General features: G+C 59.9%; 11 protein-coding genes and 1 pseudogene. 8 read left to right on the top strand and 4 right to left on the bottom strand.

Annotation, left to right across the window (positions count from 1 at the left end; translation table 11 throughout):
- Window positions 1–182 precede the first annotated feature (182 nt).
- The 5 genes and pseudogenes from CCANI_RS13610 to CCANI_RS04130 all read left to right on the top strand — a co-directional run.
- Window positions 183–848: pseudogene (locus CCANI_RS13610) on the top strand (ABC transporter ATP-binding protein); the annotation flags it as partial.
- Window positions 849–853: 5 nt separating this feature from the next.
- Window positions 854–2,566: an ABC transporter ATP-binding protein gene (locus CCANI_RS04115; protein ID WP_146325197.1), complete on the top strand. Its 1,713-nt coding sequence runs from the start codon at window positions 854–856 to the stop codon at window positions 2,564–2,566.
- Window positions 2,567–2,616: 50 nt separating this feature from the next.
- On the top strand, window positions 2,617–2,874 hold the full coding sequence (locus tag CCANI_RS04120; protein WP_146325199.1) for a GlsB/YeaQ/YmgE family stress response membrane protein: 258 nt from the start codon (window positions 2,617–2,619) through the stop codon (window positions 2,872–2,874).
- A gap of 55 nt (window positions 2,875–2,929) precedes the next feature.
- The gene (locus tag CCANI_RS04125; protein WP_146325201.1) at window positions 2,930–3,787 is read left to right on the top strand and encodes a fructosamine kinase family protein; all 858 of its coding nucleotides are present in this window, start codon (window positions 2,930–2,932) and stop codon (window positions 3,785–3,787) included.
- A gap of 454 nt (window positions 3,788–4,241) precedes the next feature.
- A complete protein-coding gene (locus CCANI_RS04130; protein WP_146325203.1) occupies window positions 4,242–5,360 on the top strand; it encodes an NlpC/P60 family protein in 1,119 nt (372 codons plus the stop codon).
- 56 nt (window positions 5,361–5,416) lie between these two features.
- Here the strand turns inward: CCANI_RS04130 and CCANI_RS04135 are convergent, their stop codons facing one another.
- The 3 genes from CCANI_RS04135 to CCANI_RS04145 all read right to left on the bottom strand — a co-directional run bounded on the left by CCANI_RS04135 (window position 5,417) and on the right by CCANI_RS04145 (window position 9,224).
- Entirely contained in the window at window positions 5,417–8,260 is a 2,844-nt protein-coding gene (locus CCANI_RS04135) for an FAD-binding and (Fe-S)-binding domain-containing protein (RefSeq protein WP_146325205.1), read from the bottom strand.
- A 161-nt stretch (window positions 8,261–8,421) separates the two neighbouring features.
- Window positions 8,422–8,781: a winged helix-turn-helix domain-containing protein gene (locus CCANI_RS04140; protein WP_146325207.1), complete on the bottom strand. Its 360-nt coding sequence runs from the start codon at window positions 8,779–8,781 to the stop codon at window positions 8,422–8,424.
- Window positions 8,778–9,224, bottom strand: coding sequence for a hypothetical protein (locus CCANI_RS04145; protein ID WP_146325209.1), 447 nt, complete (start codon window positions 9,222–9,224; stop codon window positions 8,778–8,780). Before CCANI_RS04145 ends, CCANI_RS04140 begins: the two co-directional genes overlap by 4 nt.
- Window positions 9,225–9,822: 598 nt before the next feature.
- Between CCANI_RS04145 and CCANI_RS04150 the strand changes: the two genes are divergently transcribed.
- Window positions 9,823–10,227: a DoxX family protein gene (locus tag CCANI_RS04150; protein ID WP_146325211.1), complete on the top strand. Its 405-nt coding sequence runs from the start codon at window positions 9,823–9,825 to the stop codon at window positions 10,225–10,227.
- Between the two features lie 14 nt (window positions 10,228–10,241).
- On the top strand, window positions 10,242–10,895 hold the full coding sequence (locus CCANI_RS04155) for a zf-HC2 domain-containing protein (protein ID WP_246118282.1): 654 nt from the start codon (window positions 10,242–10,244) through the stop codon (window positions 10,893–10,895).
- A gap of 988 nt (window positions 10,896–11,883) precedes the next feature.
- Here CCANI_RS04155 and CCANI_RS04160 read toward each other — a convergent pair.
- Window positions 11,884–12,489 (bottom strand): TetR/AcrR family transcriptional regulator, encoded by a 606-nt coding sequence (locus CCANI_RS04160; RefSeq protein WP_146325214.1) that lies wholly within the window; start codon window positions 12,487–12,489, stop codon window positions 11,884–11,886.
- A gap of 71 nt (window positions 12,490–12,560) precedes the next feature.
- On the opposite strand from CCANI_RS04160, the gene CCANI_RS04165 reads away from it, so the two are divergent.
- Window positions 12,561–13,712 carry an alpha-amylase family glycosyl hydrolase gene (locus CCANI_RS04165; RefSeq protein ID WP_246118279.1) on the top strand — a complete coding sequence of 384 codons (1,152 nt, stop codon included), beginning with the start codon at window positions 12,561–12,563 and terminating at the stop codon, window positions 13,710–13,712.
- The last annotated feature ends 67 nt before the right edge of the window (window positions 13,713–13,779 follow it).

Below are 13,779 nucleotides of genomic sequence, written 5' to 3' on the forward strand. Positions count from 1 at the left end.
TGGGGATCTCCACGAGTGTTGGATCCTTGATGGCGGGCTTGGAAAGCCGTGACGGCACGGCCTTGCTATTGGGAACGCCCGGGCTGGTTGGGCCCGCTGATAGGAAGGTACCCGCAGGCCACGTGCGTTTTTCCGATGTTTCGTTTGGCTACAATGCGGGGGAGCGGGTGCTGGAGAATCTGAATTTGACGCTGGAACGCGGCACCGTGACCGCGTTGGTCGGCCCCTCCGGTGCCGGGAAATCCACGGTGGCGGCGCTGCTCGCCAGGCTGTGGGATCCGGTGCAAGGTTCGGTCAGTATCGACGGCAAAGACCTGCGTGATCTAAGCCAAGACGAGCTTTATAGCAAGGTGACTATCCTGCTGCAAGACGTTCAACTTATTCGCGCCAGCGTGCGCGAAAATATCGCCTTGACCAGGAAAGACGCCTCTGAGGAGGAGATTATTGCGGCGGCAACGGCGGCGCACATTGATCACGTGATTCGCCAACTCCCTGATGGCTACGACACCATCGTGGATACCTCAAGGCTTTCCGGTGGGGAGCGGCAGCGGATTGGCATTGCGCGGGCGCTGTTGGCGGATACGCCGATAGTGATCCTCGATGAAGCCACCGCCGCGGCCGACCCTGATTCCGAATGGGCGATTCGACAGGGGCTCGACCGGCTCTTGTGCGGGCGAACCGTGCTGATGATCGCACATAGATTGCACACCGTAACAGGGGCCGATCGCATCGTTGTGCTCGCCGAGGGCAAGGTCGCAGAGGCCGGTAGGCACCAAGAATTACTGGCGGCGGACGGGCTGTATGCACGGCTCTGGAACACTGCGACACAATTTTCGAAGGAGGCATAGGTTCGATGCTTGCCAATATTCACGCGGTGACCGGTGGTAATCGCACGTTTTGGGCGTACCTAACCCTCACGGTCGTTTCCGCGATCCTACAAGCGGCGGCGGTGCTGACGCTCTTCCCGCTCTTTGAAGAATTGTTCGCGGGCGCGCCGAGCGGGGCTGGGTTCTGGGTATTTGTTTTCCTAGCCGTGATCGTGGCGGCCTGGGGTGTCGATGTGTGGAGCGCGCGATATGGTTTGCGATTGGGCCTTAACGTGATGCGGACGATCCATGACCGCACGCCAGAGGCGATTCTTGCGTGGCCGAACGCGCGGCTGACGGCGGAGAAGGCGGCGTCGTTACGCACGCTCATGTCGAATGGCGCGACGGAGGCAACATCGAGCGTTATTCTCATGGTCACGCCGGTGATAACCGCAATTGTGTTCACCTTTGCATTGGGGCTGGGGTTGCTCGCCGTTTCGTTTCCAGTTTCGATGGTCACGATGGCTGGCGGGGTGCTGATGTTGCTCGCGTTGTGGGCGAGTGCGCGGATCCAAGAGCGAGCCGAACGCCAGTTCGCACGCGCGAATGAGGAGCTGGATAGCCGACTCTTCGAATTCGCGTGGGCGCAACCCTCGCTACGCACTGCGCGCAGCGTCTCCATCGGGCAACAATACGTTGACCAGGCTACTGTGACTGCCCGCGGGCGGGTGCTGCGGCTGCTGTTGTGGCAAATCCCGGGGCAATTCCTGTTTAGCCTCGTGCTGCAGATTGTGCTGATCGGGTACGGCGTGTCCGCGTGGCTGGTGTATCAGGACGGCGTAGTCGGCGGCGTCGCGGCGGCCACATTGGTGATTGTGCTCCTCCGCGTTATCGAACAAGTGACCAGTGTTTCTGGCTCCATCGACGGTTTGTTGGGGATCAACCGCACGCTCGCCGAGGTGCGGGAAGTTTCGAACACGCAGCCGATCGTTGTGGCGCGGTCGAGCGGGCACGCGCCGCTGGTCATCGCCAGCGATTTAAGCGTTAGGTATGTTGACGGCACGATCGGCCTGCAAGATGTAACCCTGACGCTGAAACCTGGGACGGTCACGGTGGTGGTTGGGCGCTCCGGTTCCGGCAAAACCACGCTGATCAGGGCGCTTGCGGGGCTGATTCCGCTTCGTGGCGGCGCGGTGACATTCGATGGTATTTCCGAACCCGCGAGCGCCGGGGAATTGCGTGGAAACGCTACCGTGGTGTTCCAGCAAACCGTGCTCGGCGAGGGCAGTATTAAGGAAAACTTGCGCGCCATCGACCCTAGCTTGAGCGACGATGACCTTCGGCGCATCGCGGACATTTCCCAGCTCACGCCCATGATTGAGCGGAGCCGTAATGGCTGGGACACCGCCGTTGGCGAGTTTGGTGGCAAGCTTTCCGGCGGGGAGCGGCAGCGCGTAGGCATCGCCCGCGCATTGGCGAAACCCGCCCGTTTCCTCCTTGTCGATGAAGCCACCTCTGCCATGGACTCCCAGAACGAGCGTTCGATTATTGAGTCGATTGGCAAGATCCGGACGGATTACACAACCGTCGTGGTCACGCACCGCCCCGCCACGCTCGAGATTGCCGACGCCGTGGTGGTCATGGACGGCGGCCGCGTCATTGAATACGGCACCCCGGCCGAACTCGCCGCGGCGGATGGCGCATTCGCTCAATTGCTCGAAGAATGGCGGGCCTCGGCGGAATGGCACGTTACAAGATAGTTTGGCTCACCTATCGATATTGGCAAGTGTGCTGTGTTAGCATCGGCCAGATGAGTGTAGTTGCGTGGATAGTCCTCGGGTTCGTCGCAGGTTCGATCGCTAAAGCCCTGATGCCCGGCCGCCAAAGCGGCGGCTGCATCGCTACCATCGTGCTGGGCATTATCGGCTCCGTCGTGGGCGGCGCGCTCGGGTCATATTTCCTAAATGTAGACCTTAACCAGGGGCTTTATGAATTCAGCACGTGGGCCAGCGCCATCGGTGGTGCCCTTGTGATCCTGGCTGTGTGGGGCATTATCCGCCCCAAGTGACGCGGCGCACCGCGGTTCTCACGGTCCGAGCCGCAGCTTTGTTAACGTCGGTGCTATGCACCAAGAATTGCCTGAAGAATTGATCGCGGGGCTGCGAATCTCGGATGTGATGCCGGTGCGTGGTGGCGATATCGCCAAAGCGTTCCGGCTGGACGGCCCCGATGGAACGTATTTTCTGAAGACGCACCCGCGGCCGAGCAGGCAGATGTTCGAGCGTGAGGCGCGTGGCTTGGGGGCATTACGTGCGACGGCGCCGTCGGATTTGGGGGTTCCGGAAGTACTTGCGGCCTCGGAACGGGGATTGGTGTTGGAGTGGGTTGCGGAGGGGCATCGCACCGTGGATTCCGAAGTTATGTTTGGGACGGGCTTGGCGCGATTGCATCAGGTATCGCAGCCGTTTTTCGGCGGTTTAGCGGGCGACGATTCAGGGTACATAGGTTCTGTTGAGGTGGATCTGACCCCGGCGGATTCCTGGCCCGAGTTCTATGTGGAGCGGCGCCTGCGGCCATTGTTACGGCGGGCGATCGACCAGCGGGTGATTTCTATCGACGCCGCGACTTTGTTCGAGGCGGTCAGCTGCCGGGCCGAGGAATTATGTGGTCCGGTCGAACCCCCAGCGCTGGTGCACGGCGACCTGTGGGGAGGGAACCGATTGGTTGATCAATCGGGAAAGAACTGGTTGATCGACCCGGCGGCGCATTACGCGCATCGGGAGGTGGACATAGCGATGATGCTTTTGTTCGGTGGATTCGGGGATGAAGTGTTTGTCGGATACAACCAGGTATATCCGCTGGCTGCGGGCTGGCGTGAGCGGGTGCCGTGGTACCAATTGCCGCCCCTGCTGGTGCACGCAATTCTGTTCGGTGGCGGATACGGCGCCTCGGCATTGGGGGTGCTCAAGCGGCTGGCCTAGGCGCTAAGGCGCGGATCGTCCAGGTGGCGACCCTCGCCGGGGGCGCACAGACCGCCAACTACCCTCATATTGGTGTGACGTGATCGGGTGCACGTAACGCACAACGTCGGGGCCTTGTGCGAGGGGTGTGGGGAGCGGCGTCGATAAGCAACGGCGGGGTGGGCTGGCTGCAAAAATAAATAAATATCAGGGAGCCAAGGGGCGCTTTGTGGCCATCGGTTAAGCGTCGCAAAGGTTGACGGCGGGCGAGATTTTCGCGGCGCGGAGGGGTTACGCACAGTTGGCACTTCTGATACGGTCTGGGGCGAGTCCGAAAGCAACCTTCGGCCTCAACTGGGGATAAGGCTCCGATGAGCCATGTGAAACACATTTGAATTTTGCTGGAAACCTATTTTAAGGAACGCGAACTGTGAAGATTTTCTCTCCTGTCGTTGGCCTATATACAGCTTTTCTTTTGACAGCTTCCGTCGTGGCGGGAGCACCGGTCGCCGCCGCGTCCGACCCCTTGGAGGAAGTGACCAAGGAGGAAACAACCGTCGTTGAAACCACCACTGAAGACGGCGGCGGTGCTGGTGCTGGTGGTGCCACCGGGGCTGGTGGAGGCGCCGCGACGGCCGACGTCGGCGGTGTGACCAAGCTGGAAAATATCCAAGAACTGAAGAAAGCTCGGGGGTTGTCCGGGACGGTGCTGACGAAAGACCACGTCAAAGCCGGTGACAATGCCGGCATGAAGTTCGATATCGAAGACAAGCAACCCGACGGCGTGCTCGGGCGTATCGCCGTGCCGCTGGCCGACGGCAAGTGGGCGGTACCCTCGAACTTGCCGACGGCGCCAAGCACCAAGGTGGACAGGGCCGCGGCGGACGACGCCATCTCGCGCGCCCAAACCTTTGTCGCCGCTGGGCGCGACCTGAAGTGGAATGGGCAGGGCGTGACGCCGCTGACCACCACTGATGTGATCCACGACAAGATGTCGAAGCCGTACCCGATCTATTGCTCCTCGTTGGTGGGCATGATCCTGAAAGGTTGGGACTATGATCACACCACCTACGTGTCCGATAAAAACACCAGCATCGGGGCGTCCATGGACTTCGGCGGCAACGGTGATCGCGCTTCGGAGAACGAATTGTGGCAGTCGAACCGGCTGGCCAAGTGGTTCTACACCAACGGTGACCTGTGGCTTAACGACGGAAACCAAAACTACGAGCGCGGCGACCTGATCTTCCTGTCCGAGCAAAAGCCGGAAGGCAAGGATTCCAACACCGGCTCGTACTTTGGCAATATCTTCCACGTGGCTATCTACGCCGGCGATAATAAGGTGATCCATTCCTATAGCGCGGACTCCGATGGCGGCGTGGTCGAACAGGATATCGATGAGTACCTGCGGGAAGGGACGTCCTTTATCGCACGCCCGTCCTGGAACAAGGCGAGCGGTGCCAGCTCGAAGAGCACGGACGACGCCACGAAGGACGGCAACTCCAACGGTGGCGGCAAGTGCAACACCAAGGGTGATGAGGCCGACAAGCCCTGCAACCAAGTGACGCCGGGCGCGGAAGGCAAGCTTTCGTTCTAGCGTTCTAGCAAAAACCACCTCGCGGCGCGGCGTCGCTGAGGTGGTTGTTGTGTTGGCTACGCGGTGACGACGTTTGCCACTCGCGCCGCCAGCTCCTCCAAAACGTGCGTGTAAGTCTGCCCAGTGGCCCGAGTCAGTCCCAGCTCACACGTTCGATTGCAGGAAAGGTGCAGGTCTGCATGCAAACGTTTGACCGAACGGGCTTCATCGCGGGTGGAGGTGGCCGTAAGCTCCTCATGCAGCAGCCCGCGGTCGCCGGCGAATGCGCAGCACCGCCACCCATCGGGGATGATTGCCTCGTCCGCAACCAGCCCGGCGAGCATCATGAGTGCATCGTTGACGCCAAGGTGCGTGGAGGAGCACGTGGGGTGTACCGCCGCGCGCCGAGCTTTCGGGAGCGGAGGCAGCATCGGCGCCACGTATTTGGCCACCCATTCGGTGGCGTCCATGACGTCAATGTTTTCGATTCCGGCGTTTTTTAGCGCCACGATAATGCCTTCGGTGCAGGACACGTTATCGCACACCAGCGGAAGCTGCCCACCGCGAGTGTGTTCGACAATCCATGCGGTGAGCTTGGTTTTCATCACCTCGTAGCCCGCCGCTAAACCCTTGGATTTCCACGGCGTCCCGCAGCATAGTTCCTGCACGCCGTCCGGTGTGCTGAGCGTAATGCCTGCGAAGTTAGCGAGCTGCCGAACCGCATTACCAACGCCTTGACCGCATGCGTGTTCGCTTCCGAACATGGTTCCCACGCAGGCCGGTAGGAAGATGGCCGCAGGGTTCGCGGCGGGCATCGGCTTGCGCAATTTGCCGCCGCCGGGCAGCTCCGGCGTGAGCGTCGGGACAATGTCTTCACCTGCGATTTTCCGCGCCAGCCCGAGCGCGCCGCGCAGCGGTGGTGTCGGCAACGCGTGCGTTATGTTCATGCCTTTCGACGCCGCGCCAAGCACCGCTCCCCAATGCTCCGCAGCGACTTTCCAACCTTTATCCAGGGTTTTCTTCTGGGTTTCGCGGCGCTTGGTGCGGATCAGGTCGGCGGTATTGATCTTTACCGGGCAGGCGGTCAGGCACATGCCGTCGACCGCGCAGGTTTGCACGACATCGTAGACCTCTTGTTCCTTGAGGCGTTGCGCCAATTCATAGGCGCCGGTGGCCTCACAGGCGGCGATCGCCCGTTGGATCACGATGCGCTGGCGCGGGGTGGTGGTCAAATGCTGCGATGGGCACACCGGTTCGCAATATCCGCATTCGACACAATCGTCGATAATCTCGCGGACCTCCTCGGTCGGCTTGATGTGCTTGAGGTGCAGCTGCGGATCGTCCGTAATAATGGTCCCCGGGTTAAGGATCCGTTTTGGATCGCACGCATCTTTGATATCCACCATTGCTTGATATAGATCGTCGCCGTATTGGCGTCGCACGAAGGGGGACATGATCCGGCCGGTCCCGTGTTCCGCCTTAAGCGTGCCTTGCTCCCGAAGCACCAGCTCAACCATGTCTTCGGTGAATGCGTCATAGCGGTTCAACGATGCCGGCCCCGCGAAATCCTCCGTAACCAAGAAGTGGATATTGCCGTTCTTGGCGTGCCCGAAGATCACGGCGCCATCGTAATCATGTTTGATAAACAGGTCTTGCAGCTCGGTGCACACCCCGCCGAGCTGTTCCATGGGCACGGCGATGTCCTCCAACAGGGCCATGGTGCCCTTGGGTCGGTTGCGCATGATTTTGGTGTAGAGGCCGTTGCGCATCACCCACATCTGCGCGCGGCGGCTGGCCTCGTTGGTCATTTCCGGAGCCGTCGACAAACCGCCTAATTGTTCGAAAGCCGCTTCGCCTGCCGCGATGCGTTCGGCGATACCTTCGTCATCCATGGCCTGGTATTCCACGAGCAAGGATGCGTGTTGGTCCACCCGGAAACCTTTGGGAAGCACGGATGCCGCATCGTGGCCCATGGCGCGGATGGACGCGGCGTCGATAAGCTCCACAACGTCGGCGCCGGAGTACACCAGTTCGGGTAACGCTTCGGTTGCGGCGTCGAGCGAGTCGAACATGAGGAGGCCGGTTGCGGTGCGTTTTGGCACGGTCACGGTATTGAACACAGCTTCGGATACAAAGCCGAGCGTGCCTTCGGAACCGATCATGAGGTGCTCGAGGATTTTCGCCGGCGTGTCAAAGTCGAGGAAGGAATTGATGCCGTAGCCCATGGTGTTTTTGATGGCGTAGCGGCGTTCGATATCGGCGCGATATTTGTCGCCACGCAGGGTGTCGCGCAGACGTTCGATGACTTCGACAAGGTTTGGTTCGGTGGCGCGCAGCACCTCGTCCGCATTTACATCGGCTGTATCGATCACGGTTCCGCTTGGAAGCACAATGGTCATAGAGTCGATGGTGCGGTAGGTATTCGCGGTAATCCCGCAGGTCATACCGGAAGAGTTGTTTGCAATTAGCCCGCCGATCGTGCACGCTATCGATGACGCGGGGTCCGGACCCAGTTTCGAACCATAGCGTGCGAGTGTGGCGTTTACCTGGCCGATCGTCAGGCCGGGCTGGACTCGAACGCGTTTACCATTATCTAGGACTTCCATGGCGCGGAAATGGCGGCGCACATCAACCGTAAGCCCCTCCGATAGCGCCTGCCCCGAGAGGCTGGTGCCGCCACCGCGGAAGGTTAGTGGCCAACCCAGCTCGGCGGCGATCCGCATGGCCACCCCGACATCCGAAGGTGATTTCGCACGCATGACCGCATCGGGGGCGTGCAGGTAATGCGAGGCATCGACTGCTAGAGCCATGCGATCGAGCTCGCGGGTGGACACGGCGTCGCTACCCAGGGCGCTGCGCAGGGCCGCTAAGGCGGCGGTATTGCCTTCGGAGAGCAATGATCTTGACGTGGTGACGGACATTCGGGGCGCTCCGTTCAACTGAGAAAGTGGCTGGTTATGGGTGCAAAAGCTCTACAATTTGCACCATACTCACTAAGCACCGAGCTGCAAATATGCTTAGGCAACCCTAAAAAGCGGGAATTCGCTGGTCAGGGTTGCCTTGGTGGGATAATTTTAGGGGGCTACGGAGTTTTTGTCGCCGCCGCGCGATCGGGGGAGTCGACGTCGTCTTTCGACGGCCGCGCGGTGTCAGCGATCGCCTGAAGCGCGGCGAGGTGCGATTTCCAGGTCTTGAGGCCTTGGGGTGAGATCCTGAGCGTTGTCTGCGGCTTTTTGCCTACGAACGCCTTTTTGATCTTTACCAGGCCGTGCGATTCCAGCGCCGACGCATGTTTGGAAAGCGTGGAATCGCTTACCAAGAGGAAATCGCGCATTTGTGCGAAGGTCATTTCCTCCACGCCGGCGAGGGCGGCGAGCAATGAAAAGCGGAGCGGATTGGTTAGCGCAGGTTCGAGCTGGCTGCGCGGATGCTGGGTGTTCATGGCGTTTTCTTGAGTGCGACGATTTCGTAGGTGGGGCCGAGCAGGGCCAGGACGGCGAACGCGATGCTGAGCGCAATATTGACGTTCAAACCCATACTGAACAGGTTGTTTCCAAAAATGGTTACGGCCCACAGTACGGTCCAGAGGCCAATCATAATGCCCCAGCGCTTGCCGAATCCGCGGCGGATTGGGGTCAGCCTCGCGGTCAGCGGGATGGTGGCAACTCCGAGCGCGAGCCAGGTGAACATGATGGTGAGTGCCGGACCCTGCGTACCGCCATTTACTACGGACAAGTGTGCGATCACAGGGTAGGCGGAACCGCCGGCACAGATGGCGATGAAGTGAAGCCAGGCGGGGCTGATGCCCGCCGCACGACGACCCAATACGGCCGCTTGTTCGAGTTGCTCCGAGGCTTGTTCCGGGGTGGGAATGTGCGTGTTCATGGTCTGATCTCCTTTCAAGACTCATTATAGGAAACTACTTTCCGATTTGGCAAGTGCTTTCCGTCACAGCCGCTCGGTGCCGCTTTTCGACGCCGCGCCCAGCTCGCCCGCCGCACCCCGCACGCCAAATGAGATCCCGAATTCTCATAGATCGCACAATAGGAACTCAGACCCATTGATTCCTTGTGTAATAACTGTGCGCCCAGCCCTGTGGTTGTGGGCCTGCCCGCGTTGGGTGCAATCAGGACATTTCTTTGGTGTTTTGGCCCACTTTGCGGGAGTACAATGGTCATACCAGTTGATTTTGCGGCGGTATGTGCGAACCCGCAGGCTGCGCTGGCGCTGTGGGTCGCGGCGTCGTTAATAGCCTTAACCTTGGACGTTTCATTCGTTAGTGAAATAAATGGGCGCTGTGTGAGTGGGGACGTTCGCACGCAGATGCTGCAACTTGGCTACGCAACAATAGGGGACTCGCGAGCTGGGAAACGGGCCCAAAATGTGGGAAATTAAGGAAACTTTCCCCAGTTAGGTGTGCCGGTCTGGGGGTGTTGAAGTTTCGCTACTCCGTTATGTGCCCCAAGCAGGTAACCTCGTCTGCATGGATAAACCGGTTGTCAGGGATGGAGCGCTCCTCTTTTTGCGGCTCGTACTCGGCATCATCTTTATTGCGCACGGCTGGGATCGCATGTTTGTCATCGGTGTAGTAGAAAACACTGGCCGGTTCAGTGCAGTAGGTGTGCCGCAGCCGGAGCTGTCAACATGGATCGTATCGCTATCAGAATTGATTGGCGGCTCACTACTCGTTGTGGGTTTCTTGTGCACATTTGTAGCTGGAGCAATGGCGCTGCTGATGGCTGCCGCAACGTATTTCGTCCATCTTAACCATGGTTTATTTGTTGACCAAGGAGGTTTTGAGTACACACTCCTCCTTGTGGCGGCCCTGTTTATTATCGTGGTTTTCGGCAGCGGCCGCGCCAGCATCGACGGGGTGCTCAACCGGTGATTGAATGTTCGCAAGTGCAGGCCGCCCTATCTGCACGATGCGATGGAGAACGCACCGGCATGCCCGACGACGTCATCGACGCCCACGTATCGGGATGCCCCGAGTGCCAAGCATTTGCGGACAATATCGAGCGCTTCAGCCGCTCCCTGCGCATCGGAGAAGCGAGAGACTCCATCGGTGCGGCACCAGATTTATCGGCGGTGATCCTCGCAGATGTGGAGCCGCAGCGGCGCCGACAGGCGACCTCGCATGCGCTTGGCCTCGCCTTTTCCCGGATCGGGCTCGCGCTTGCCGGTTTAGCGTACGTCGGGTGGGCGATCGTGCTACTCGGACGGACAGGGCAAATCCCCCTTGAAGACGAACAACTGTCCGGATTGCTTGTAGATGCGGCTGCCGTGAGGTTGGCACTAGCATTCGGGCTGTTCTTTGCGGCGTGGCGGCCGAAAGCCACCTCCGGCCTGCTCCCCGTGTACGGCGCTTTATGGGCTTTCACCTTCGGGTTTGCCACACGGGAAGTGGTGCTTGGGTTGGTCAGCCCCCAAGACGCCTTCGGACTGGTATTACTCCTCGCGAGCGTAGTGGTGATGCTTTCCGCCTGGTTGCATTGCGTCGGCTTCTCGGCGATCGGGCGCGCTTGGCGAGCGTTAACCGCGCAGCCAAATAGGTAAGCGGGTTGCGGGTTTTTGGGTGGGTTTGATGGCGGCGGGCTTGGCTTTGGGGCTCGGTGGCGGCCTGGTGCTGCGGGTTTGATTGCTGGCGGTGGGCCTGGTGCTGCGGGTTTGGCTCTGATTTCTACGGGCTGAAATTGGGAAACGCCGTAGCAGCCCCGCTGAGCCCTTGAAATTCTCTACCCATGTTGAGATATGGGCGAATTGCGTTTCGTGCGCCATTCTGATGTGGTAAGCTGTCCACAACCTATTGCTATGGTTGGAGTTGAACGGTGTCTACCGATATTTTTTACATCAAAATCCCGAAATCTGTGTAAAAAATATCGCGGCGGCGACCCTAGGCGGCCCTGAACGATGAAAATTACACAGAATCCGGGATTCGTGTGTAAAAAACTTCATGTGAAGTGCGCGACCTATCGCTTGCGCCCGTAGATGGGCCGATTTAGCGATGGTTGGCCATAGGGTAGGCCGCCTGCGGGGAGGGGAGGTGTGGCAGTGGAGGCGCCGCACGCCGAAGGTTCGGCACCCCATCTAAATAGATATGTAGACATAACTGATTTTTGGGGGGAGGGGCGTTCGGCTCAGAGCCGGATTGCTGGCCCAAGAAATATGTCCCACTATTGTTTTGTGCCAACTCGATTTTGGGGCGCTGTGGCTTTCGTTTTGCCTGTCCAATGTTAAGGCATGGCTGAATTACGTCACAGTGACGAAAAGGCGGGCACATTCATTGTGGGCGACCAGTTTCCAAGGTCGGAGTTGAACGGTGTCTACCGATATTTTTTACATCAAAATCCCGAAATCTGTGTAAAAAATATCGCGGCGGCGGCCTCAGGCGGCCCCAGATGATGAAAATTACACAAAATCCGGGATTCGTGTGTAAAAAAACTTCATGCGCAGCACGCAACCTACCAGCTGGAGCTTGTCGGAGTGCCCAACCAACCCCGCCCCGCCACCAACCAACCCCGCCCGGCCCCTATAGCTTGCGCCGTTATTGGCGCCAATCGCCGAGGGCTCCTTGGAGGGCGCCGAGCGCGGCGTCGATAAGCAGGTGACGGTGGTCGGCGGGTCTTCCGTCGTGGAGCCAGGCCAGGGTGGTGGTGCTGAGGAATCCGAAGAATCCGTTGAGGGCGGCTTCGTCTCGGTAGTTGTGGATGCCGCCGATGTAGTCCGCGATGATGGCCACGTTGTGCGCTTGGTAATCGGCGCGCGCCTGGGTGGCCAGCGCGGGCTCGGGGCGCGGATGCACAAATACGCACGCCCAGTCGATAGGGAGTTCGGAAACCATATTGGTGTAGCAAAGCAGCATTATTCGCACGCGTTCGCGGGCGCTTTGCTGGGGGTCGTCGGCCGCTTTTCGACGTCGCTCCAGCTCAGCCATTGTGTCCGTGAGCAGGTGCGTATATAACTCGGCCTTCGTGCTGAAGTATTTATGCACCAAGGCGACGGAGCTGTCTGCTTCGTGGGCGATCTGCGCGATTGACACCGCTTCGTAGGGGGCCGCTGCGAACGCGCGTTTGGCCGCATTGATGATAATCGCGCGGCGGGCTTCGGGGGTGAGTCGGGTTCGGGTCCGCGCGGGAGGGTCGTCAGACATGTTGACACCATAACGTGTTAGTGAGGTAAAGTCACTAAGCGTTAGTGAGTCCAAATTACTAAGGAATGGAAATGCATATCTGTTGGCACCTGTATCCGCTGGGCTTCACGGCGGCACCTGTACGCCCTACGCCGGAGGAACGGCATTTGACGCACCGCCTGGGCCACATCGAGCGCTGGCTTGATTACGCGGCGGGCATGCACGCAAACACCCTGCAATTGGGGCCGATTTTCACTTCCGAGACGCACGGGTACGACACGTTGGACCATTTTTCCATCGACCCCAGATTGGGCACCTTGAACGATTTTGATTCGCTTGTCGCCGCCGCCCACACCCGGGGGCTCGGCATTGTTCTCGACGGTGTGTTCAATCACGTAGCAAGCGCCCATCCGTTGGCACAGGCCGGCCACACGAGCGGCGCGGTGTTCGAGGGGCACAAAGATTTGGTTGAGCTCGATCATGAGAGCCCTCAGGTCATCGAATACATTGCCGAAGTGATGAACTTTTGGTTGGACCGCGGCATCACCGGTTGGCGTCTCGACGCCGCGTACGCCGTCGCCCCGGAAACCTGGGCGCGCGTGCTGCCTAAGGTGCGCGAACGCCATCCCGATGCGTGGTTCGTTGGCGAAATGATCCATGGGGATTACAACGAATATGTGGCCGCTTCCGGGCTCGATTCCGTGACCCAATACGAGCTTTGGAAAGCCATTTGGAGCTCCCTAAAGGACGGCAATTTCTACGAATTGGATTGGTGCCTGCAGCGCAATAACGATCTCAACTTCGCGCCCATGACGTTTGTGGGCAATCATGATGTGACCCGCATTGCCACCACCTTGAGCGACCGGCAGGCGATGTTTGCCCTGCTGATCCTGTGCACGGTCAGCGGTGAGCCCAGCATCTATTACGGCGATGAGCAGGTCTTTCGCGGCGAAAAGGAAGAGCGCCACGGTGGCGATGACGCCGTCCGGCCCGCCTTCCCCGAAGGCCCCGGGCTGCTGGCGCCGGACGGGCAGTGGATGTACGAACTCCACCGGAAGCTGCTTGGCTTCCGCGCCGAACGTCCCTGGTTGGCCCAGGCGAAAACGTACCCTGTGCACCTGGCGAACACCCAGTACACCTACGAGGTGCACGGGCCCGCGGGTGAGCGCCTGAAGGTGAGCATCGACTTGGACGCGGACACCGCCGCCATTGAGGAACACGGCCATCAGGTCCTGTCGATCTAGCCCGCCCGCCGCCTAGCGCCAACCCGCCGCCACGCCGCGCCCGGCCCGCCGGGCCGCCACGCCAACT

Origin of the sequence: Corynebacterium canis (genome assembly GCF_030408595.1) — a bacterium.
Taxonomy (GTDB): Bacteria; Actinomycetota; Actinomycetes; order Mycobacteriales; family Mycobacteriaceae; genus Corynebacterium; species Corynebacterium canis.